Annotated in this window: 16 protein-coding genes; 9 read left to right on the top strand and 7 right to left on the bottom strand. The window is 72.3% G+C overall.

Going from position 1 to position 18240, the window contains the following annotated elements; all coding sequences use genetic code 11:
* Nucleotides 1-40 precede the first annotated feature (40 nt).
* From ACN27G_RS05645 to ACN27G_RS05620, 6 genes are all read right to left on the bottom strand, one after another.
* Nucleotides 41-1084, bottom strand: a complete 1044-nt coding sequence (locus tag ACN27G_RS05645) for a LacI family DNA-binding transcriptional regulator (RefSeq protein WP_421491706.1) — start codon at nt 1082-1084, stop codon at nt 41-43.
* Between the two features lie 82 nt (nt 1085-1166).
* Nucleotides 1167-2600, bottom strand: a complete 1434-nt coding sequence (locus ACN27G_RS05640) for a GH1 family beta-glucosidase (RefSeq protein ID WP_421491705.1) — start codon at nt 2598-2600, stop codon at nt 1167-1169.
* Nucleotides 2597-3430, bottom strand: coding sequence for a carbohydrate ABC transporter permease (locus tag ACN27G_RS05635; RefSeq protein WP_421497250.1), 834 nt, complete (start codon nt 3428-3430; stop codon nt 2597-2599). The genes ACN27G_RS05640 and ACN27G_RS05635 overlap by 4 nt, the downstream gene beginning before the upstream one ends.
* 65 nt (nt 3431-3495) lie before the next feature.
* Entirely contained in the window at nt 3496-4479 is a 984-nt protein-coding gene (locus ACN27G_RS05630) for a carbohydrate ABC transporter permease (RefSeq protein ID WP_421491704.1), read from the bottom strand.
* Nucleotides 4480-4605: 126 nt separating this feature from the next.
* Entirely contained in the window at nt 4606-5916 is a 1311-nt protein-coding gene (locus ACN27G_RS05625; RefSeq protein ID WP_421491703.1) for an extracellular solute-binding protein, read from the bottom strand.
* Nucleotides 5917-6212: 296 nt separating this feature from the next.
* Nucleotides 6213-6758: a plasmid pRiA4b ORF-3 family protein gene (locus ACN27G_RS05620; protein WP_421491702.1), complete on the bottom strand. Its 546-nt coding sequence runs from the start codon at nt 6756-6758 to the stop codon at nt 6213-6215.
* Between the two features lie 149 nt (nt 6759-6907).
* On the opposite strand from ACN27G_RS05620, the gene ACN27G_RS05615 reads away from it, so the two are divergent.
* Complete coding sequence (locus tag ACN27G_RS05615; protein WP_421491701.1) at nt 6908-7648, top strand: pyrimidine reductase family protein; 741 nt, start codon at nt 6908-6910, stop codon at nt 7646-7648.
* A 20-nt stretch (nt 7649-7668) separates the two neighbouring features.
* On the opposite strand, the gene ACN27G_RS05610 is transcribed toward ACN27G_RS05615, so the two are convergent.
* The gene (locus ACN27G_RS05610) at nt 7669-7881 is read right to left on the bottom strand and encodes a hypothetical protein (RefSeq protein WP_421491700.1); all 213 of its coding nucleotides are present in this window, start codon (nt 7879-7881) and stop codon (nt 7669-7671) included.
* Between the two features lie 215 nt (nt 7882-8096).
* On the opposite strand from ACN27G_RS05610, the gene ACN27G_RS05605 reads away from it, so the two are divergent.
* From ACN27G_RS05605 to ACN27G_RS05570, 8 genes are all read left to right on the top strand, one after another.
* Nucleotides 8097-9854: an ATP-binding protein gene (locus tag ACN27G_RS05605; protein WP_421491699.1), complete on the top strand. Its 1758-nt coding sequence runs from the start codon at nt 8097-8099 to the stop codon at nt 9852-9854.
* Between the two features lie 16 nt (nt 9855-9870).
* On the top strand, nt 9871-11019 hold the full coding sequence (locus ACN27G_RS05600; RefSeq protein WP_421491698.1) for an exonuclease SbcCD subunit D: 1149 nt from the start codon (nt 9871-9873) through the stop codon (nt 11017-11019).
* A gap of 48 nt (nt 11020-11067) precedes the next feature.
* Nucleotides 11068-13551 (top strand): AAA family ATPase, encoded by a 2484-nt coding sequence (locus tag ACN27G_RS05595; RefSeq protein ID WP_421491697.1) that lies wholly within the window; start codon nt 11068-11070, stop codon nt 13549-13551.
* Nucleotides 13552-13631: 80 nt separating this feature from the next.
* A complete protein-coding gene (locus ACN27G_RS05590) occupies nt 13632-14615 on the top strand; it encodes a hypothetical protein (RefSeq protein WP_421497249.1) in 984 nt (327 codons plus the stop codon).
* Between the two features lie 65 nt (nt 14616-14680).
* Complete coding sequence (locus tag ACN27G_RS05585) at nt 14681-15538, top strand: spermidine synthase (protein ID WP_421491696.1); 858 nt, start codon at nt 14681-14683, stop codon at nt 15536-15538.
* Nucleotides 15539-15751: 213 nt separating this feature from the next.
* Nucleotides 15752-16444, top strand: a complete 693-nt coding sequence (locus ACN27G_RS05580; protein WP_421491695.1) for a sigma-70 family RNA polymerase sigma factor — start codon at nt 15752-15754, stop codon at nt 16442-16444.
* Nucleotides 16441-17205, top strand: a complete 765-nt coding sequence (locus ACN27G_RS05575) for an anti-sigma factor family protein (protein WP_421491694.1) — start codon at nt 16441-16443, stop codon at nt 17203-17205. Before ACN27G_RS05580 ends, ACN27G_RS05575 begins: the two co-directional genes overlap by 4 nt.
* A gap of 251 nt (nt 17206-17456) precedes the next feature.
* Nucleotides 17457-18089: a hypothetical protein gene (locus ACN27G_RS05570; RefSeq protein ID WP_421497248.1), complete on the top strand. Its 633-nt coding sequence runs from the start codon at nt 17457-17459 to the stop codon at nt 18087-18089.
* The last annotated feature ends 151 nt before the right edge of the window (nt 18090-18240 follow it).

Below are 18240 nucleotides of genomic sequence, written 5' to 3'. Positions count from 1 at the left end.
GGCCTTAGGGGCTTGGCCGGGCCGGACGGGGCGGCGGGCCTCAGGCGGAGGTGCGGTGCACCAGGTGGGTGTCGAGCAGCACGTACGGCACGTCCCGCTCCTCCCGGCGGATCCGCGAGACGAGCAGCCGGGCCATCTGCCGGCCCATCTCCTCCATCGGCTGGAAGACCGTGGTCAGCGGCGGCTCGGTCTGCCGGGCGATCGGGGCGTCCTCGAAGCCGACCACCGCGACGTCCTCGGGGATCCGCCGGCCCGCCTCCCGGAGCGCCCGCAGCGCGCCGCAGGCCATCAGGTCGGAGGCGACGAAGACCGCGTCCAGCTCCGGGCAGCTGTCCAGCAGCCGCCGCATCGCCGCCGCACCGCTGGTCTCGCTGAAGTCGCCGTACGCGATCATGCCGTCGCTGACATACCCACCACTGTCGCGTACCGCGTCCTGGTAGCCGGTCAGCCGGGCGACGCCGACCCCCATGTCCTGCGGACCGGCGATGGTCGCCACCCGCTTGCGGCCCTGGCCGACGAGGTGCTCGACGGCCTGCCGGGCGCCACCGGCGTTGTCCACGTCGACGAAGTACGCCCCGGCCGGGTTGCCGAGCATCCGGGCCGGCCGGCCGCCGAGCACGGTCGGCAGCCCGCGCTGCTCCAGCAGGGTCGGCAGCGGGTCGGCGTCGTGCAGCGAGAGCAGGAGTACGCCGTCCACGTGCTGGTTGGTCAGGTGGTGCTCGACCCGCTCCCGCTCGGCCGGTGACTGCGCCATCGCCAGCCAGAGCTGCATCGGGGTCTCCAGCAGCGCGGAGCTGATCCCCCGGACGATGCCGGCGAAGAACGGCTCGCCGAAGACCCGCTCCTCCGACTCGGAGACCACCAGGGCCACCGAGTCGGTCCGCTGGGTGACCAGGGCCCGGGCCGCCCGGTTGGGCACGTAGCCCAGCTCGGCGATGGCGCGCTGCACCGCCGCCCGGGCCTCCGGACTCACCTGGGGCGAGCCGTTGACGACGCGGGACACCGTGCCCCGCCCCACTCCGGCGCGGGCGGCGACCGCATCCAGGGTGGGCCGCCCGAGCGAGCGGGTGCGCTGGGTTGTCATCGTCTGTCCCTCCGACGTCGGGCGTCCGGCGCCGACCGCGTGCGGACCGGCGCCGGGCACCCCCAATACTGCTTGACCACGCCTATTGTGCGGCCAAACCGTTACGTCGGATCACGTCGGCGTACCAGCGGGCGCTCGCCTTGGGGATCCGGCGCTGGCTGTCGTAGTCGACGTGGATCATGCCGAAGCGCTTGGTGTAGCCCCACGCCCACTCGTAGTTGTCAAGCAGCGACCAGGCGAAATAGCCCCGGAGCGGCACACCGGAGGCGATCGCGGACAGGCACGCCCGCAGGTGTGCGTCGAAGTAGTCCCGCCGGTCGGTGTCGTCGACCCGGCCGTCCACCACCTCGTCGACGAAGGCGGAGCCGTTCTCCGTGATGTAGAGCGGCAGCTCGGGGTAGTCCCGGTGCACCCGCTCCAGGGTCTCGGTGAGCCCGGGCGCGTCGATCTCCCAGTTCATGTCGGTCACCGGCACCCCGCGGGTGACGAACCGGACCTGCTCGCTGCCGGGCCAGCTCGACTGGGCCCGCCAGTACGGCTCCGGCTCGACGCCCTCGATCGGGGCCGCGACCACGTGCCGGCTGTAGTAGTTGATGCCGAGGAAGGACATCGGGGTGGCGATGGTCTCCAGGTCACCGTCCCGGACGTGACCGAAGTCGCTCACCGGCGCGAGGTCGGCGACCACGTCCGCCGGGTAGCTGCCGCGCAGCACCGGGTCGAGGAAGATCCGGTTGGCCAGCCCGTCGATCCGGCGGGCCGCGTCCGCGTCACCCTCGGAGGAGGTCTGCGGGGAGACCGCGTAGAGGTTGAGGGTGACCCCGACCTCCGCGTCCGGCCGGGCCGCCCGGATCGCCCGGGTGGCCAGGCCGTGCCCGAGCATCAGGTGGTGCGCCGCCCGCACCGCCTCGCCCGGATTGGTACGCCCCGGCGCGTGCACCCCGGAGCCGTAGCCGAGAAAGGCGGAGCACCACGGCTCGTTCAGGGTGATCCAGTGCCGGACCCGGTCGCCGAGGGCGGCGGCGGTCAGCTCGGCGTACTCGGCGAACCGGCCGGCGGTGTCCCGGTTCGGCCAGCCGCCGGCGTCCTCGATCGCCTGCGGCAGGTCCCAGTGGTAGAGGGTGATCCACGGCTCGATGCCGTGCTCCAGCAGCTCGTCGACCAGGGCCCGGTAGAAGTCCAGCCCGGCGGGGTTGCCCGGCCCGTGCCCGTCGGGCTGGATCCGGGGCCACGCCACCGACAGCCGGTACGCCTTCAGCCCCAGCTCGGCCATGAGCTTCACGTCGTCGCGGTACCGGTGGTAGTGGTCGCAGGCGACGTCACCGGTGTGCCCCTGGAGGACCCGCCCCGGGGTGTGGCTGAAGGTGTCCCAGATCGATGCGCTTCGACCGCCCTCGTGCACCGCCCCCTCGATCTGGTACGCCGCGGTGGCCGCGCCCCAGACGAAACCGGGCGGGAAGGCCATGCCTTCGCCCTGCTCGAGCAGTTGGGTGGAGTGTGGGCTCGCGGGGTTGCTCACGACTTGACGGCGCCTTCCATGATGCCGCCGATGATCTGGCGGCCGAAGATGATGAACACGATCAGCAGCGGCAGGGTCGCCAGCGCGGTACCGGCGAACAGGGCTACATAATCCGTCTGGTACGGGCCGGACGAAAGGATCTTCAACGAGTACTGCACGGTCGGCGTGTCGGGAGTGAGCACGACGAAGGGCCAGAGGAACTCGTTCCAGGTCTGCATGAAGGTCAGCAGGCCGAGCACTGCCGCGGCCGGGCGCAGTGCCGGCAGCACGACGTTCCAGTAGACCCGCCAGGTGGAGCAGCCGTCGAGCCGGGCCGCCTCGATCAGCTCGTCGCTGACCGCCGCCATCGCGTACTGGCGCATCATGAACACCCCGAAACCCTGCACCAGGAACGGCACGATGACCGCCTGGAGGGTGCCGGTCCAGCCCAGCTCCACCATCATCAGGTAGAGCGGGATGATGCCGAGCTGGGTCGGGACCATCATGGTGAGGATGATCACCAGCAGCAGGGCGTTCCTGCCCCGGAAGCGCAGCTTCGCGAAGGCGAAGCCGGCCAGCGTGGAGAAGAAGATCACCGAGATGGTGACCACCGTGGAGACCACGAACGAGTTGACCAGGCCGTAGATGAACGCGGCGTCCTCGTTGGCGAGCATCCGGTCGATGTTGCTGAAGAGCTGCCCGCCCGGGGTCGGCGGCATCTCGTAGACCGCGCTGTTGTCCCGGGAGGCGATGATGAACGACCAGAGGATCGGAAAGATCGAGAGCACGCAGCCGATGACCAGCGCGAGGTAGGTCAGCGGGCTGGCCTCCCAGAGCCGGGCGCCGGGCATGCCGCGGCGACGGCGGCGGGTGGGCGGTGTCGGTGCGACCGTCCGGGGGAGGGTCTGCATGGTGGTCACTTCTGCTCCCCCTTGACCGAGCGGCGGACCAGCGCAAAGTTGATCACCGCGAAGACAATGATCATGAGGAAGAGCAGCCAGGACATTGCCGCGCCGGAGCCGTACTCGAAGTTGCCCGTGAAGGTCCGCTCGTAGATGTACATCGCCAGGGTCTGGAACTCGTTCGCCGCGCCGCCCCGGATCAGGCCGTAGCCGTACATCAGGGGCTCGGTGAAGAGCTGGAGACCGCCGATGGTGGAGATGATGATCGTGAAGAGGATGGTCGGCCGGATCAACGGCACGGTGATCTTCCAGAACTGCCGCCAGGCGGAGGCGCCGTCCAGGGCCGCCGACTCGTAGAGGTCCTTCGGGATCGCCTGCATGGCACCGAGATAGATCAGCGCGTTGTAGCCGGTCCATCGCCAGTCGACCATGAAGGCGACCGCGAACCAGGAGGCGAAACGGCTGTCCCGCCAGGCGATCGGGTCGACGCCGACGGTGCCGAGCAGCCAGTTCACCAGGCCGTACCGGTCGGCGAAGATCAGCCCGAAGATGATGCCGACGGCCGCCACCGAGGTGATGTTGGGAATGAGGATCCCCATCCGGAAGAGGGTTCGGCCCCGCATCTGCCGGTTCAGCAGGTTGGCGATCATCAGCGCGACGACGAGCTGCGGCACCGTGCTGACCACGAACATGCCGACGGTGTTGTAGACGGCGTTCCAGAACTGTGCGTCGTCCAGCACCACCCGGTAGTTCTCCAGGCCGACGAACTCCTTGGTGTCGCTGAGCAGGTCGTACTCGAAGAACGAGACGTAGACGGTGTAGAGGACCGGGAAGAGGCCGAAGGCCCCGAAGAGGAAGAAGAACGGGGCGACGTAGAGGTAGGGAGAGTACTTGATGTCCCAGCGACCGAGGCGGTACGACCGTTGACGGCGCGCGGGATCGGGGGCGGGGGGTGGCGTGGCAGCGTGCCTGGGTGCCGCGCCGACAGCAGAGCTCATTGCGGGTCCTTCCGGGGAGGGAGCGGCGCGTGACCTCGCGGTGGTGCCCACACCCCGAACGGGTGTGGGCACCACCGCCGGCCCACGGGCAGATCCTCACCCGTGGGCCGGCGGGTCACCATCGACTCAGCTGGTGGCCTTCTTGGCCTCGTCCATCGCCTTCTGCCAGGCCGCGTCCGAGCTGAGCTGGCCGCGTTCGGCCGCCTGCATCTGCGGCTCGACGATGGTCTCCCAGACCTGCTGGTGCTTGGCGCCGAGGAAGACCGGCTTCATGTTCTTGACGCTCTCGCCGAAGATCTGGCCGGTCGGGGCGCCGCTGAAGTACTCGCTCTTCTTGTCCTTGAAGGCGGGGTCCTCGATGCCGGCGATGCTCGACGGCATGGCACCGGCCTCCGCGAACGCCGCCAGGTGGCCCTCCTTGCTGGTCAGGTACTTGGCCAGCTCGAACGCCTCCTTCGGGTGCTTGGTCTGGGCCGGAACGGCGAGGTAGGAACCGCCCCAGTTACCGCCACCGCCGGGGATCGTGGCGATGTCCCACTTGCCGGAGTTGGCCGGGCCGGACTTCGGGGCGATGACGCCCTCGGTCATCCACGCCGGGCACGGGATGGTGGCGAACGCCGAGTTCTTGAAGGCGGCGTCCCAGTCGGCGCTCCAGCGCTGCGCCTTGGCGGTCAGGCCCTCCGAGGCCATCTGGAGACCCATGTTCCAGGTCTCCTTGACGACCGGGTTGGTGTCGCCGATGAACTTGTTCTCCTTGTCGAAGAAGAACGTCTCGGAGTTCTGCATGACGCGCGGCTGCATCAGGCTGGTCCCGCTGTCCAGCCAGGCGGCCTTGGCCTTGCCACTGGCCTTGAACTCGCGGCCCAGCGCGATGTAGTCCTCCCAGGTGCTGATCCGCTTCGAGACCTCCTCGCGGTCGGTCGGCAGACCGGCCTGCTCGAACAGGTCCTTGCGGTAGCACATGGCCAGGCCGCCCACGTCGGTGCCGAGCGCGATCAGCTTCTTGCCGTCCGGAGTCAGAGCGTTGTTCCACTTCCACTCCGGCCAGTTCGACTTCAGCTCGTCCGCCCCGAGTTCGAGCAGGTTGGCGAACTTGTCGTGGTTCTGCACGTACTGCAGGAGCACGCCCTCTTCCAGCCCGACCACGTCGCCGGCGCCGCTGCCCGCGGCGAGCCACTGCACCAGCTTCGGCTGGAAGTCGCGCAGCTCGCCCATCTTCTGGTGCTCGACCGTGATGTTCGGGTTGGCCGCCTCGAAGTCCTTGATGGCCTGGTCGTAGCCGAAGTTCTGGAAGGTCTGCAGGACCAGCTTGACCTCTCCGCCCTCGCCGCTGGACCCCCCGTCGTCGCTCTTGCTACAGGCCGCGCTGCCGAGAGCCACGCCCGCGGCGAGCGCGGCGACCGCAGCGGTGCGGAGCCGGCGCCTGATGACGCTCATCCCTGACCCCTCTCAGGTGGGTAACTCGTGTTTGTGGTGGCTGGAATTCGTGTGTCGGTGGTGGTGCTCCGGTGGTGGGTGTGCCGGACGGCGCAGTTCGTTGCCGATGTGGCTAAGCGCACAAACCGCCGGGAGCGCTCCCATGAGATTGCCGGCGCGTTTCGGGGGTGTCAATGGGCCACTGGGAGCGTTCCCATTTCGTTACCGTCGGCGCTGGGACACTCACCAGGCAAAGCGGGCGTTATCACTGAGGTAACGGGCACGGCGACGTGTCGTGCGTCCCGCCCGGGGACGGGTCAGCTCAGCCAGCGTGCGAGGGTGCTCGCCCGGCCCGGGTCGAAGGCCGCCGGGTCGAAGGGCCGGCCGAGCCAGCTCCGCAGCGAATCGTGCTCCGGATGGTCCGGGTCGGCGATCGCGACGAGGAACTGCCGGTAGCCGAACGGACCGCCGACGTCCTCGGGCGGGCACGCCCCCGCTCCCGCCGGGCAGACCGGATAGCGCTCGTCGGGGTCGGCACCGAAGACATCCTCGACGGTCACGTCATGCTCCCACCAGTCGCCGAAGTCGTAGGTGTAGAGGAAACGGCCGCCCTTGGTCGCCACCGCGTCGAGCCGGGTGTCCAGCTCGTCACGGAGCGTCAGCTCACCCTCCGGATCCGGTACGCCGTACTGCACCCCGTCGATGTCGAACGAGTGCAGATGGCAGTTCTGCCAGCCCAGTGCGGACTGGAACACCCGGTGCACCCGGTCCAGGGTGTAGCCGCCCGGCACCAGCACGCGCCGCCAGACCGGCGGCGTGACGTCGGCGAGCGACACCTTGAGCTGGAAGATCTGACGGCGCATCGTCTCCCACCCTCTCGGCATAGGCTTACCGGCATGATCTGCCGAGCCTGCCGGGACAACAGGCACGACCACTGCCGGGGCCGCAACTGGTGCGACTGCCAGCACCGTACCCCCGCACCCGTCCCTCCGGTCACCGGTCCGGCGAGCGAATGAGCGGTAATGTCGGAATAACCCGGGTGTGGCCCGGGCCGGCGACGGCCACCCTGGACGACTCGGCACTGATCGACCTCTATCCTCGCACCGACCGGCCACACCTGCGGATGAACTTCGTCGCCAGCATCGACGGCGCGGTGGAGCTGGACGGGCACTCCGCCGGCCTCTCCAGCAGGCCGGACAAGCGCGTCTTCGGACTGCTGCGGATGGTCTGCGACGCGCTGCTGGTCGGCGCCGGCACGCTGCGCAACGAGGGCTACCGGGCGGTACGCCTCGACGAGCGACGGCGGGCCTGGCGCCGCGAGCACGGGCTGGCCGACTACCCCACCCTGGTGGTGGTCTCCCGGGCGCTGAACCTCGACCCCACCTCGGCGGCCTTCACCGACGCCCCGGTCCGCCCCGTGGTGCTCACCCGGGAGCGGGCCGACGCGCCGGCGGGGCTCGCCGACGTCGCCGACCTGCTCCGCCGCGGCGGGGAGCAGGTCGACCTTGCCGCCGGCCTGGCCGAGCTGCACCGCCGGGGGCACCGGCAACTGCTCTGCGAGGGCGGACCGCACCTCTTCGGCTCGCTGACCGCCGCCGACCTGGTCGACGAGGTCTGCCTGACGGTGGCGCCGATGCTGACCGGTCCGGGCGCCGGCCGGATCACCGCCGGGGAGACCACCAGACCACGCGGGATGGCCCTGCGGCACGTCCTCGCCGCCGCCGACGAACTCCTGCTCCGCTACACCCGCTGAGGTGCAAGGAAGGGCCCCCGCTACAACAGAAAACGATAAGCGGGGGCCCTTCCTTTCTCCGAGACGTGCACCCGCCCCGGCTCGGCGGCCGCCGCAGCGGGCTCGACCGCGCCGCCGGACGCGACGCCGACGCCGGCGGCCAGCAGCAGGGCGGAGAGGAGGGCGGCGCCGCGGTGGCGCCGGGCGGAGGATGCCGGACGGTCCGGGTACGACCGTGGATTGAAGCTCGTCATGGCGAAGCAAGGTAGTGACCCCTGCGGATCGCACCACCAAGATCAGGTTACGGTGGCGGAAAGTAACCGTGTACTACCACCTACGCCACGAAGCGCGCGAGTGTGTGCCGTTCCTCGACCGGTCCCGCCGCGTCGCGTGGCACGCTGTCGCATCTGTGAGGCAGGATGCGACTCGTGTGTCGTGATCTGATCCTCTACCGGACCGGGTCGGTCCGGTGACCGAGAGCCGGCCGGACGGTCCGGGCGCCGAGGTCGGCCGGGTGCTCGGCACCGCCGACGCCACTCCGTTGCAGTTCTGGACGGCCGTCACCCCGGGCAGCTATCTCCAGCTCGACGACGTGGTGGTGACCCGGCGCGAGCTGCCCGACCGGGAGCCGGTGACCATCGCCGGGGTGGTCACCCAGGTCCGGGCCAGGCACGAGGGGGCGCAGTTCGACTCCGACGTCTTCGCCATCGCCGACGGCACCCTGCCGGCGATGGTGCAGGAGGCGGCCGAGATCACCACCACCCGGGTCGACCCCGAGCTCTACGTCCCGCCCTCCCCCGGCGCCGTGGTGCACCGGGCCGAGGGCGAGGCCCGGTCGGCGGCGCTGCACTTCGACCGGATGGAGCGGCGGGTGCCGATGGGGATCGGCCGGGACGGCGTGCCGGTCTTTCTCAACGCCGACTTCCTGGACGGCAGCCGCGGCGCGCACGTCTCCATCTCCGGCATCTCCGGGGTGGCCACCAAGACCAGCTTCGCCACCTTCCTGCTCTACTCGGTCTTCCGCTCCGGGGTGCTCGGCGGCGACGCGGTCAACGCCAAGGCACTGATCTTCAACGTCAAGGGCGAGGACCTGCTCTTCCTCGACCACCCGAACAGCCGGCTCGACGACGCCACGACGGAGACCTACGCGAAGCTCGGGCTCTCCGCCGGGGCCTTCCCGGACGTACGGGTCTACGCACCGCCCCGGGCCGGCGACTCCTCCGGCACGCCCGACGTGAGCAGCCGGCTCGCCGGGGTGGACAGCTTCTACTGGACGCTCACCGAGTTCTGCGCCGACCGGCTGCTCCCCTACGTCTTCGCCGACGCCGACGACGAGCGCCAGCAGTACACCATGGTGGTGCACTCGGTCGCCGCCCACCTGGCCCGGTACGCCCAGCCCGCCGACGGCGGCGTCAGCATCGACGGGGTACGGATCCACTCCTACCCCGACCTGGTGGACCACGTCGTCGAGCAGCTCACCGACGACGAGACCCGCTCCGAGTGGGCCGGCAGCGCGGTCAACATGGGCACCGTCAACGCCTTCGCCCGCCGCCTGATCGGCAGCAAGAAGGACCTGGCCCGGCTGATCCGGGGCGACCTCGCCACCCGCCGCCCGCACAGCGTGAACACCGCCGAGAGCGCCCAGGTGACAGTTGTCGACCTGCACAACCTGCCGGACCGGGCGCAGCGTTTCGTGGTCGGGGTGACCCTGAAGACCGAGTTCGAGCGGAAGGAGAAGGCCGGCACCGCCAAGCCGCTGCTCTTCGTCGTCCTCGACGAGCTGAACAAGTACGCGCCCCGGGAGGGCTCGTCGCCGATCAAGGAGGTGCTGCTCGACATCGCCGAGCGGGGCCGCTCGCTCGGGGTGATCCTGATCGGGGCGCAGCAGACCGCCAGCGAGGTGGAGCGGCGGATCGTCACCAACTCGGCGATCCGGGTGGTCGGCCGGCTCGACCCGGCCGAGGCGTCCCGCCCGGAGTACGGCTTCCTCCCCGCCGCGCAGCGGCAGCGGGCACTGCTGGCCAAGCCCGGCACCATGTTCGTCAACCAGCCGGACATCCCGGTGCCGCTCTGCCTGGACTTCCCCTTCCCGGCCTGGGCGACCCGGGTCTCCGAGGCCGGCGCCGCGCCGGCCGGCACGCTGCGCTCGATCACCCAGGCCGCCGACCCGTTCGCAGTGGTCGGCACCCGGGCCGGGACGCTCTCCGACGACGACATCCCCTTCTAGCGACGGACGGTGGGCCGTGAAGATCCTGCACACCTCCGACTGGCACGTCGGCAAGGTCCTCAAGGGACAGTCCCGGACGAACGAGCACCGGGACGCGCTCGCCCAGCTGGTGGAGGTCGCCCAGGCCGAGTCGCCGGACCTGGTGATCGTCGCCGGTGACCTCTACGACACCGCCGCGCCGACCCCGGAGGCGACCCGGCTGGTCACCCGGGCGCTCTCCGCGCTGCGCCGCACCGGCGCCCAGGTGGTGGCGATCGGCGGCAACCACGACAACGGGCCCGCGCTGGACGCGCTGCGGCCGTGGGCCGAGGCCGCCGGGGTGTCGCTGCGCGGCAGCGTCCGGGACAACCCGGCCGAGCACGTCATCGACGGCAGCACCGCCGGGGGCGAGACGTGGCGGCTGGTCGCGCTGCCGTTCCTCTCCCAGCGGTACGCGGTCCGCGCCGTCGAGATGTACGAGCTCACCGCCGCCGAGGCGGTGCAGACGTACGCCGACCACGTCGGGCGGGTGCTCGGCCGGCTGACCGAGGGCTTCGACGAGCCGGACCGGGTGCACCTGGTCACCGGGCACCTGACCGTGGCGGGCGCCCGGACCGGCGGCGGCGAGCGGGAGGCGCACACCGTGCTCAACTACGCCGTACCGGCGACGGTCTTTCCCGGCGGCGCGCACTACGTGGCGCTGGGCCACCTGCACCGGGCCCAGCAGGTGCTCGGGCCGTGCCACATCCGCTACAGCGGCAGCCCGCTCGCGGTCGACTTCGGCGAGGAGGAGAACCGCTCCTCGGTCAGCATCGTCGAGGTGACCAGCCGGACCGCCGCCCGGGTCCGCGAGGTGCCGATCACCGGCGGGGCGCCGCTGCGCACCGTACGCGGAACACTCGCCGATCTCGCGAAGGTCGACGACCCCACGGCCTGGCTCCGGGTCTTCGTCCGGGAGGCCCCCCGGGCCGGGCTGCGCGAGGAGGTGCAGGAGCTGCTGCCCCGCGCGCTGGAGGTGCGGATCGACCCGGAGATGCTGCCGGACGTCGGCGCGACCCGGGCCGCGCAGCGGGCCGGGCGCTCCCCCCGGGAGCTCTTCGGCGACTACCTGACCAGCCGGGGCCAGGCCGACGACGGGGTACGCGAACTCTTCGACGAGCTCTACGAGGAGGCGTCCGGACAGTGACCCGCGACAGGGCGACCGAACAGTGACTGACGAGGAGGCGACCAGATAGTGCGTCCGCTCCGGCTCGACCTGGCCGGCTTCACCGCCTTCCGGGACGCCACCACCGTCGACTTCACCGACGCGGACTTCTTCGCCCTGGTCGGACCGACCGGTTCGGGCAAGTCCAGCGTGCTCGACGCGATCTGTTTCGCCCTCTACGGCACGGTGCCGCGCTGGGGCGGTGCCCGGGGACTCGCCAACGCGCTCGCCCCGTCCGCCGTCGAGGCCCGGGTCCGGCTGGTCTTCGAGTCGGCCGGCGCCCGCTACGTCGCCACCCGGGTGGTCCGGCGGGACAGCCGGGGCAACGTCAAGACCGGCAACGCCGGACTGCAGCTGATGCCGCCCGGCTTCGACGTGACCAAGCTGGACACCGGGATGAGCCCGGAGGACCTCGGTGAGGTGGTCGCCGGCACCCCGGCCGAGATGGACGAGGCGGTGCTGGAGGCGGTCGGGCTGCCCTACGAGCAGTTCACCAGCTGCGTGCTGCTGCCGCAGGGGCAGTTCGCCGACTTCCTGCACGCCAAGCCGGCGACCCGGCAGCAGATCCTGGTCAACCTGCTCGGTCTCGGCGTCTACGAGCAGGTGCAGAAGCTGGCGACGGGCCGGGCCGGCCGGGCCGACGCCGCGCTCGCCGCCGTCGACCGGATGCTCGACGGGCTCACCGGGATCGACGACGAGGCGCTGGCCGCCGCCACCGGGCGGGTCGAGCAGATGCGGAAGCTGGCCGGCGGGGTCGACGCCGCCGTACCCGAACTCCGGGCCGCCCGGACGGCCGCGACCGAGGCGGAGCGGGCGTTGGCCGCCCTCGACGCCGACCTGGCCGAGCTGGACCGGATCCGGCCGCCGAAGGAGCTGGCCGGGATCGCCGAGGCGGTCGCGGTCGCCCGGACGGCGGCGACCGAGGCGTCGGCGGCGGTGGCCGGCGCCGAGGAGCGCGAGGAGAAGCTCCGGGGCGAGCTGGCCGGCGCCGGCGACCCGGCAGCGCTCAAGCTGCTGCAACAGGCACACACCGAGCGCGGGAAGGTGGCCGGCGAGGCGGCGACGCTGGCCGGCGCGCTGGACTCCGCCGACGCCGACCACGCCGCGGCGGTGGCCGCGCTCGATGCGGCCCGTGCGGCGGCGCAGCGGGCCGCCGCCGAGCTGGAGGCGGCCCGGGTCGCCTACCAGGAGGCACAGACCGCCGACCGGGCCGCCGCGCTCCGGGCACACCTGCACGCCGGGGCGCCCTGCCCGGTCTGCGCACAGCCGGTGACCGAGGTGCCGGCGCTGCCGGCCGGCTCGGCGGTGGCCGCCGCGAAGAAGGCCGGCGAGGCCGCCCGGGCCGCCGCCGACGCCGCCGAGAAGCTGGTCGTCGAGCGGGACCGGGCCGCCCGCGAGCTGGAACGTACCCTGCACCAGGCCCGCGCCCGGCACGAGCAGCTCACCGCCCGGCTCGCCGACCTCGACTCCCGGCTCGCCGACTCCCCCGGCCCGGCCGCGCTGCGCGAGCAGCTCGACCTGCTCACCCGGCTCCGCCGCGACCTGGACGCGGCCGGCGGCGCGGTACGGACGGCCCGGGACGCGGCCCGGCGGGCCCGGGCCGGCGTGGAGGCGGCCGAGGAGCGACAGCGCGGCGCCTGGCGCGCCTTCGACACCGCCCGGGACCGGGTGGCCCGGCTCGGCCCGCCCGCCGCCGACCGGGCGGAGATCACCGCCGCCTGGGCCGGGCTCTGCGACTGGGCCGCCGAGGCCGGGCGGCGGCGGCGCGCCGAGCGGGCCGAGGCCGCCACGGCGGTCGGTGGGGCGCACGACACCGTCGGCGCGGTGACGGCGCGGATCGCCGGGCTCTTCACCGCCGCCGGGCTCGACCCTCCGGCCGCCGACGCCGACCCGGTACGGCCGGCGGTGGTCGCGGTGGAGCGGGCCGAGGCCGAGCACCGCCGGCTGGTCGAGCGGCGCGAGCAGGCCCGGGAGCTGACCGGGCAGCGGGCCGGGCACGAGCGGGAGTCCCGGGTCGCCAAGGCGCTCGCCGGGCACCTGCGGGCCAACAACTTCGAACGCTGGCTGCTCGCCGAGGCCCTCGACATGCTGGTCGAGGGCGCCTCCCGGATCCTGCGTGAGCTCACCGGCGGGCAGTACGATCTCGCGCACGACAAGGGCGAGTTCTTCGTCGTCGACCACCACGACGCCGGGCTGCGCCGGGCCGTCCGGACGCTCTCCGGCGGCGAGACCTTCCAGGCGTCGCTGGCGCTGGCGCTCGCCCTCTCCGAACAGCTCGCCGGGCTCTCGACCACCACCGCCAGCCTGGAGTCGATCGTGCTCGACGAGGGCTTCGGCACCCTCGACGCGGCCACCCTGGAGACGGTCGCCGCCACCCTGGAAAATCTCGCCGCCCGGGGCGACCGGATGGTCGGGGTGGTCACCCACGTGCCGGCGCTCGCCGAGCGGATCCCGGTCCGGTTCGAGGTGCGCAAGGACGCCCGCAGCTCCCGGGTCGAACGGACCGGCCGGTGAGCGCGTCGAACCCGCCGGTGAACACGTCGGACCCGCCGGTGAACACGTCGGACCCGCCGGTGAGCGCGTCGGGCCGGCCGGTGAACGCGTCGGACCGGCGCGGCACGCCGCCGCGTCCCGGCACCCGGCTCTTCGTCGACACCTGGGATCCGGCCTACGGCGCCTCCTTCGAGGCGGCCGGCGGTCCGGCGGCACCGAGCAGCGCCCAGGTGCAGGCCGACGTCGAGCTGCCGGCCGACGAGTGGCGCCCGCTCACCGCACCGGAGACGGTCGCGCCGCCGGACGTGGTCCTGCTGGTCGACGGGGTCCGCCGGATCGACGCCAGCGTCTGGACGGAGGAGCCGGACGGCACCTCCTTCGCCGGCCTGGCCGCGTCGTACGCCGCCGGGGTGGTCCGGTGCGACCTGCGGCGGGGCGCGGCGGAACTGGCCGGCGCCGAGGTGGAGCGGGGTCTCTTCACCGCCAGCCCGTCGGCCCGGGACGTGGTCGCCGGGCAGATCAGGTACGCCGTACACCGGCTCAGCGGCACCGGCGAGCTGAGCAAGCTGCCGGCGGCGGTGCAGGGGCCGCTGACCGCGCTGGAGGTGAAGGTCTCCGGCGCGGTACGCGACGACGGCGACCTGCTGGTGGTGGACGGCCCGCTGCGCAGCCGGCGGCAACTGCCGCGCACCATCGGCTACATCAAGACCCAGCACAGTCAATACCTGGAGGCCCGGCACACCGCGCTGGTCACCGGGCTGCGCCCCCGGGAACGCTCCCCGGTGTTCCGGCTCGGCACCGCCTGGGGCGGCTACTCCTGGTATCTGCGGCTGCCCGGCGCCGGGCGCGGCCCGTGGGCCGGGATCGTCCGGGTGGAGTGCTCGGCCGACCTGGCCGAGCAGCAGGCGATCGAGCTCGCCGACCTCTCCCTGGTCACCCTGCCGAGGTTCGCCTCGGCCGCCTACAAGGATCCCCGGGCCCCGCAGAACCTGATCCCGATCGCGGGGCTGGAGCGCCGGCTGCGGGCCCGGCTCGGCGACGGCCGCCTGCTGCACCGCGCCCTGACCCTCGCCACGCTGTCTTAGCTGTTAGGAAGGGCCCCCGCTACAACAGAAACCGATAAGCGGGGGCCCTTCCTTACACTCGAACGGTGGGACGGAAGCGGCGGGGCGACGCGGTCGCGGTGAAGGTGGGCAGCGGGTTGGCGGAGCTGCGCCCCGATCCGGACCGCCCGCGCTCCTACACGTTGCTGGTCGACGGTGCGCCGCAGTCGCACGTCGACCTCACCGATCCCACCCACCTGGAGTTCGAGTACGTCCGCCGGATCGCCATCGTGCTGGACCTGATCGCACCGGCCGGCGAGCCGCTGCGGGTGCTGCATCTCGGCGGCGGGGCGATGACGTTGCCGCGCTATCTCTCGGCCACCCGGCCCGGGTCGGCGCAGCGGGTGGCGGAGATCGACGGGAAGCTGGTCGACCTGGTCCGCCAGGAGCTGCCGTGGCCCGCCGACCCGAGGCTGCGGGTCCGGGTCGGCGACGCGCGCGAGGTGCTCGGCGCGAGCCGGGACGGCAGCTACGACGTGGTGGTGGCCGACGTCTTCGCCGGTGCCCGCACGCCCGCGCACATATCCTCTGTGGAGTTCGCCGCCGAGGCGGCCCGGGTGCTGGCCCCCGGCGGTGTCCACCTGGTGAACGTCGCGGACGGGCCGCCGCTGCGCTACGCCCGGGCCCAGGTCGCCACGGTCCGCTCGGTCCTGCCGGAGACCTGCCTGATCGCCGACTCGGCGGTCCTGCGCGGCCGCCGGTACGGCAACCTCGTGCTCGCCGCCAGCCGGGCCGCCCTGCCGGTGGCCGAGCTGGTCCGCCGCACCGCCGGGGACTGGTTCCCCGGCCGGGTGCTGACCGGTCCCGACCTGGACCGCTTCGCCGACGGCGCCCGGGTGGTCACCGACTCTGCCGCCCGGCCGTCCGCGCCACCGCCGCCGGGTGGCTTCACCATCGCCAGCTAGGCAGCCCGGCACCCAGTTGGGCAACCCGCACCAGTTCGGCAACCCGGCACCAGTTGGGCAGCCCGGCACCCAGTTGGGCAACCCGGCGGCCCGGACAAGTTCCCGGCGGCGCGTTGATCCGGCCGGGGCCGGAATCCGTACTTCACGGCGGACTCGACCGGGCCCGGCACGAGGGCCCGGGTCGGACGCGTTCGACGCGGAGGTAGGGGTGCGATGCAGGCGGTAGCCGGCGGATGGTATGGCGAGACGGTCATGCCGGGGCGATTGTGCGCCACCTCGCAACGCCGGTCAATTCGGTCCCGCAAAGGTCTCGACGCGCGGGCGATCGGACGGAATGATGAGCCGGTGACATCGCGACCGGCTGCCGGCCGCCACAATTCGACCCCCGCCGAGAAGAGGCATTCCGACGAGCTCGTTCGAGTGCTCTACGAGGAACATGCCAAACCTCTGCTGATGTTCGTCCTGCGGCTGACCGGCGGCGACCGCCAGCGCGCCGAGGACGTGGTGCAGGAGACGCTGCTGCGTGCCTGGCGCAACGCACATCGACTGGGCGCCAACGGCCAGTCGTCGTTGCGCCCGTGGCTGGTCACCGTCGCCCGGCGGATCGTGATCGACGACCACCGCAGCGAGCAGGCCCGCCCCGCCGAGACGTACGACCGCGACCTCGAAGGATTCTCCGAGTCCGACGACACGGATCGGGTGCTCCGGATGATGACCATCACCGACGCACTGCGTACGCTGAGCCAGCCGCACCGGGAGGTGCTGGTGGCGACGTACTTCCAGGGGCGCACGGTGCCGGAGGCGGCCGAGGAGTTGGGGCTGCCGCTCGGCACCGCGAAGTCCCGGGTCTACTACGCGCTCCGGGCACTCCGCGCAGCCCTGCTGGAGCGGGGGGTGACCGAGTGAGCACCGAGATCCACTGGGATGTCGCGTCGTACGCGCTCGGCGTCCTGGACGAGCGGGACACCCTGCGTTTCGAGGAGCACCTGGCGAGCTGCGCGCAGTGCGCGCACGAACTGGAGTCGCTGCTGCCGGTGGTGGACCTGCTCGGCGAGATCGACGGCCACGACCTGATGGTGGCGGAGCGCTCCGAGGCGGACGGTGTCCTCTTCGAACGGGTCGCGGCGGCGGTCGGTGCGGACCGGCGTCGGGCCCGGAGCCGGCGGCTCTACGCTCTCGCCGCCGGGTTCGTGCTGGTGGCGATGCTGAGCGGGCTGGCGTTCCTGGGCGGGACCCGGGTCGGCAGCACCGGGACGACCGCGCAGCCGGGCCCCGGCAGCACCGGCACCGTCCCGGGCAGCCTGGGCAGCACCGGCCGCCCCGGCACGGGCGGGCCGACCGGCGAGCGTTTCGTCGCGACCGACCCGGCCAGCGGCGTGCACGCCGAGGTACGCCTCGGTGCGACGCCCTGGGGCACCCGGGTCTCGTTCGCGCTGAGCGGGCTCTCCGGCCCACAGGTCTGCCGCCTGGTGCTGATGCACGAGAACGGGGAGGCCGAGGTGCTCTCCAGTTGGAAGGTGCCGCCCGCCGGGTACGGCACGGCGGCCCAGCCCAACGCACTGGTGCTGGAGGCCGCCACCGCCACCGACCAGGACGACATCGACCGGCTCCAGGTGCAGGTGCTCGACGACGGCGAGGCGGAGCCGCTGGTGACGGTACCGGTCTGACAGTTGCCGGCAGCCGGATAACCAGGCGTTTCCGCCGTCCGGCGGAATTGTCACCGACGGGTGGCCGGGCATTGCCCGCCGGCCGGAAAAGCAGGATGTCGGGGCCGCTCATGATTTGTACGTACGGCACGGTGCGACGGTTCAACGTTTCGCTGTGAAATTGTCCACTGCAAATAGCCTCATCCGGGCGGGACGGCCAGCCGTACTTCCCGGCAACCTTGTCCAGCAAAGGAGGGGACGACGTGGCAGCGATGAAGCGGAGCGGCATCGTTATCGCCAGCGCGGCGCTGGCCGCGACGACGGCCTGCGCGCCCGCAGGAACCACCCCGAACACCCCCGTCGGCAATGCGGAGCCGGCCGCGAACGCGGTGTCCGAACCCGCCGCCGAGCCGAGCGCCCCACCGGCACCGACACCCGTCGAGGTGGCCGAGGTGGACCTGACTGCCGGCCTGGTCGGCAAGCGGGTTTCCCGGATGGGTCAGGTGGTGACCGACGACAAGGGCTTCGTGCTCTACCGGTTCGACCGCGACTCGGCCAAGCCGCCCACGACGAACTGCGCCGGCGAGTGCGCGCGGCTGTGGCCGCCGGTGCTCACCAACGGAACGCCGGACATCACCGGCATCGCCGCCGACAAGGTCGGCACGGTGACCCGGGAGGACGGCACCAGGCAGGTCACCATCGGCGACTGGCCGGTGTACCGCTACATCGGTGACAAGAAGCCCGGCCAGTGGAAGGGCCAGGGCGTCGGCGGCACCTGGTTCGTGGTGACGCCGGCCGGCACCAAGAACCTGAGCTGCCTGCCCACCGGTACCCCGAAGGCGGTCGCGCCGCCGCCGGCCAAGGACGACGCCGCGGCCGAGGAAGGCGGCCGACTCAGCTACTGACCGTCCACTGCCACCGGTGCAGTTCCACGGACCCGGCGGCCGGCCGTTGCCAGGGTGGGCGCGGTCGGTCGTCGCCGTGATCCCGGACGCGGCGCGCGGCAACGGTCGCTGTCCGGCTGCGACGCCGGCCCTGCTCGGGGCCGGCGTCGCG

The organism is Plantactinospora sp. WMMB334 (assembly GCF_049179095.1).
Taxonomy (GTDB): Bacteria; Actinomycetota; Actinomycetes; order Mycobacteriales; family Micromonosporaceae; genus Plantactinospora.
This window is presented reverse-complemented; position numbering and strand designations above follow the sequence as displayed.

Excerpts from the sequence above, each read along its gene's own strand:
- ACN27G_RS05645 (WP_421491706.1), bottom strand. The coding sequence starts at position 1,084 with ATGACAACCCAGCGCACCCGCTCGCTCGGGCGGCCCACCCTGGATGCG.
- ACN27G_RS05635 (WP_421497250.1), bottom strand. The coding sequence starts at position 3,430 with ATGCCCGGCGCCCGGCTCTGGGAGGCCAGCCCGCTGACCTACCTCGCG.
- ACN27G_RS05630 (WP_421491704.1), bottom strand. The coding sequence starts at position 4,479 with ATGAGCTCTGCTGTCGGCGCGGCACCCAGGCACGCTGCCACGCCACCC.
- ACN27G_RS05625 (WP_421491703.1), bottom strand. The coding sequence starts at position 5,916 with ATGAGCGTCATCAGGCGCCGGCTCCGCACCGCTGCGGTCGCCGCGCTC.
- ACN27G_RS05620 (WP_421491702.1), bottom strand. The coding sequence starts at position 6,758 with ATGCGCCGTCAGATCTTCCAGCTCAAGGTGTCGCTCGCCGACGTCACG.
- ACN27G_RS05615 (WP_421491701.1), top strand. The coding sequence starts at position 6,908 with ATGAGCGGTAATGTCGGAATAACCCGGGTGTGGCCCGGGCCGGCGACG.
- ACN27G_RS05610 (WP_421491700.1), bottom strand. The coding sequence starts at position 7,881 with ATGACGAGCTTCAATCCACGGTCGTACCCGGACCGTCCGGCATCCTCC.
- ACN27G_RS05580 (WP_421491695.1), top strand. The coding sequence starts at position 15,752 with ATGCAGGCGGTAGCCGGCGGATGGTATGGCGAGACGGTCATGCCGGGG.
- ACN27G_RS05570 (WP_421497248.1), top strand. The coding sequence starts at position 17,457 with ATGAAGCGGAGCGGCATCGTTATCGCCAGCGCGGCGCTGGCCGCGACG.